General features: G+C 71.3%; 4 protein-coding genes and 1 pseudogene. 1 reads left to right on the forward strand and 4 read right to left on the reverse strand.

What is annotated here, in order from left to right:
• From ACMUOO_RS16770 to ACMUOO_RS16785, 4 genes and pseudogenes are all read right to left on the reverse strand, one after another.
• A pseudogene (locus ACMUOO_RS16770) lies at positions 1-464 on the reverse strand (peptidase M23); the annotation flags it as partial.
• A 69-nt stretch (positions 465-533) separates the two neighbouring features.
• The gene (locus ACMUOO_RS16775; protein WP_301918601.1) at positions 534-1,175 is read right to left on the reverse strand and encodes a protein-L-isoaspartate(D-aspartate) O-methyltransferase; all 642 of its coding nucleotides are present in this window, start codon (positions 1,173-1,175) and stop codon (positions 534-536) included.
• Positions 1,172-1,957 (reverse strand): 5'/3'-nucleotidase SurE, encoded by a 786-nt coding sequence (gene surE, locus ACMUOO_RS16780; RefSeq protein ID WP_301918602.1) that lies wholly within the window; start codon positions 1,955-1,957, stop codon positions 1,172-1,174. Before surE ends, ACMUOO_RS16775 begins: the two co-directional genes overlap by 4 nt.
• Before the next feature lie 132 nt (positions 1,958-2,089).
• Positions 2,090-2,758, reverse strand: a complete 669-nt coding sequence (locus ACMUOO_RS16785) for an SDR family NAD(P)-dependent oxidoreductase (protein WP_301918603.1) — start codon at positions 2,756-2,758, stop codon at positions 2,090-2,092.
• A gap of 117 nt (positions 2,759-2,875) precedes the next feature.
• Here ACMUOO_RS16785 and ACMUOO_RS16790 point away from each other — a divergent pair.
• Positions 2,876-3,339 (forward strand): biotin transporter BioY (locus tag ACMUOO_RS16790; protein WP_413855769.1); only part of this gene is annotated, 464 nt, incomplete at its 3' end.

Here is a 3,339-nt window from a genome sequence, read left to right on the forward strand (position 1 = left end):
GCCCGGTCTATCGCGCCCGAGGCGATGGTGGCCACGTCGATCCTGCCGCCGGCTGCGCCGGTGGCAAGCGGCGTACCCGTCACTCCGGCGGGTTCGGCAACACGTCGGGGCAGGGCAAGCACCTCGCCGTCCCGCAGCACGGCGCCGGGCGAGACGGCGTTGTAGCTCGCAAGTTCCCCGGCGGGCAGGCCGATGCGCGCGGCCACGCTTTCCACCGTGTCGCCCCGCCGGGCGACGGCAACCTGATAGCCCGGATAGGAGATGATGCCGCGCGCGTCGGCTGCCGGCCGTGCGGCCGTGGCCTGGCTGGCGGCCGCCGTGGTGTCGAGACCCGAGCGGCCGAAGTTCCTCAGGTCGGCGTCGAACCCGCCGCCGGCATCGCAGGCGGCGAGCGCGAGGAGGCTCATCCCCGCGAGGCTGGCGCGGAGCAGGGGGCGGTGCCGGGTCGGGCGGGAAGGGGTCATGCTCGTCTCCTCACGTCGCTGGACCCTGTTGGCCGGGTCCTTGGTCTCGCTCGGCCGGGCGCGCGGAGTTCAGTCCTGCGCCAGACCCTCCACCAGTGGCACGAAGCGCACCGGTCTCAGTTCGTCGTAATCGTACCCGTGAGCGCGGCGCGTGACCTTGATCAGGCTCTGCACCGTATCCGACTGCCCCACCGGCAGAACCATGATACCGTCTTCGCGCAACTGAGCCAATAGGGGCCCCGGCGGGTCCTCGGCCGCGGCGGTGACGATGATCCGGTCGAAGGGCGCCTGGTCGGGCAGACCGTGGCTGCCGTCGGCGGCGATGGCGGTGATGTTCGTCAGGCCCAGCCTGCGGAAGACGCCTTCGGCCTCGTGCACGAGACGGCGGTGGCGGTCGATCGTGTAGACCCGCCGCGCCAGGAGCGAGAGGATGGCGGCCTGGTAGCCCGAGCCGGTGCCGACCTCCAGGACCTTGTCGCGCGGGCCGACCTCAAGCGCCTGGGTCATCAGCCCGACGACCGACGGCTGGCTGATCGTCTGGCCGCAGGCGATCGGCAGCGGCATGTCCTCGTAGGCGCGGTCGGCGAAAAGCCCGGTGACGAAGGCGCCACGGTCGATCTTTTCCATTGCCGTCAGGACGCGGGCGTCGGTGACCCCCTTGGAGCGGAGCGCGTAGAGAAAGCGCATCTTCCGCTCGGCGGCCTCGGTCATCCGAACCGCGCCCCGAGGTCCGAGAGCACGTCGTGGGCGGTCAGGTCCGCCCGCATCGGCGTGATCGAGATGTAGCCGTCGAGGTTGACGGCCACGTCGGTGCCGGGGGCGGTGGGCATGTGCTGCGGTCCGCCGGTGATCCAGAGGAATTTCTTGCCGGCGGGCGAGACATGCGGCTCAACCCCGAAGAACGTGTCGGTCCGGTAGCCCTGGGCGGCGACCCGCATGCCCTTCACTCCGGTGGCGGGGACAGGCGGGAAATTGACGTTGTAGAAGAGCCGGTAGTCGCCCCGGTCCCACAGGCCCTTGTCCAGAAGCGCCCGGACCACCGCTACGCCATGGTCGCGCGCGGCCTCGAAGGGCGTTTCCAGATCCTCGGTCAGGGGGCCCATGAACTGGCTGAGGGCGATGGCCGGCAGGCCCTGGAGTGCCGCCTCCATCGCGCCGCCGACGGTGCCGGAGTAGAGCACGTTTTCGGCCGCGTTGTTGCCGCGGTTGACGCCCGAGAGGACGAGATCCGGCCGGTCGCCCCGAAACACGTCGTAGAGCCCGGCGAGCACGCAGTCGGCCGGGCTGCCCTCTGCCGCGTAGCGGCGGGGGCCGAGCTTCAGGATCATCATCGGGTGGGTGTAGCTGATGCAATGCGCGACGCCCGACTGCTCGAAGGCTGGCGCGACCGTCCAGACCTCGCCCCCGGGCCCGGAGATTTCCTCGGCGATGGCGGTCAGGACTTCGAGCCCCGGTGCGTTGATGCCGTCGTCGTTGGTGATGAGGATGCGCATTCCGGGCCGTCTGCTGCTTCTGGGCACCTGATTAAACGACCGAGGCGGGGGCGTAAAGCGCTCCCGGTCGGTGCGGCGGGACGGGGATAGCCTCCGGCGGACGCATCCCGGCCAGCCTCCGGGCGCGCGGGTTCAAACCCCGGCGAGGACGCCGTCGAGAAGCCGGGCGGCCTCCTCGTGGATGTCGGCGAGGGGGGCGCGGTCCTCGCCGGGGAAGAAGCGGGCGCGCGTCGCGGTGGCCATGGGGCGCGGAGTCTCGATCAGCACGCGGGGGCCGATCTTCGCGGCCTCTGCCTGCCAGCTGCGGGCGAGGGCGATCTGCGCGGCCTTGGTCGCGCCATAGGCGCCGAAGAACTTCCCGCCCGCGCGCGGATCGTCGGGAAAGAACGCCGTGCCGCCCGTGGTGCGCAGGAGCGGTTCGAGAAGCGGGATCAGCGTCGCCGTCGCGCGGAGGTTCGTCGCGATGGACTTCTCCATCTCCTTCGCGTCGATCTGCGAGGCCGGTGACAGCGGCGCGGCATGGATCGCGGCATGGACCCAGAGCCCGAGCCCGCCCCAGCGCGCACCGATGGAGCCCGCGAGGTGTTCCATGGCGCCCGCGTCGGTCACGTTCAGGGGTGCCAGCGTCGCGGTCCCGCCCGCGGCCTTGATCCGGTCGTCGAGTTCCTCGAGCCCGCCAACGGTGCGGGCGGCGGCGAGGACATGCCAGCCTCGTGCCCCGAGTGCTGCGGCCAGCGCGAAGCCGAGGCCACGGGAGGCGCCGGTGACGAGGGCGAGGCGGGAGGCGGATGGCGCGGTCATGGCGCCCCTTTTGCACCGTAGAGGGGCCCGCGCAAGGGGCAGATCTCACGGAAGTGATTGACAGGACGCCGCACCGCGGAGAGATTGCGCGAAATCTGACAGAGGAAGGAACGCCAGATGACCTTGTCCAAGGCCCTCGTGCCCTCGCAATCCCTGCCGGTCCGTGCACTCATGGTTGTCGCCGGCTCGGCCTTCATCGCGCTCGCCGCGCAGATCTCGGTGCCGATGATCCCGGTGCCGATGACGCTGCAGACGCTGGCGGTGCTGCTGGTCGGGCTGGCCTTCGGTGCGCGGATGGGCGCGCTGACCGTCGTTGCCTATCTCGCCGAAGGCGCGATGGGGCTGCCGGTCTTCGCGAACGGCGGCAACGGGCTTGCCTTCGCGGGGCCGACGGCCGGCTTCCTCCTGGGCTTCGTCGGGATGGCCTGGATCGCGGGCTTCGCCGCCGACCGCGGCGTGAAGGGCGTGGTCGCGACCGCGCTGGTGGCGATGGCCGCCTCGGCGCTCCTCTACGTGCCGGGGGTCGCCTGGGCGATGGTGCTGGCGGACCTCGTCGGCCTCGACACCGCGAAGTGGGGTGC

Source organism: Albidovulum sp. (assembly GCF_041919395.1).
GTDB lineage: Bacteria > Pseudomonadota > Alphaproteobacteria > Rhodobacterales > Rhodobacteraceae > Albidovulum.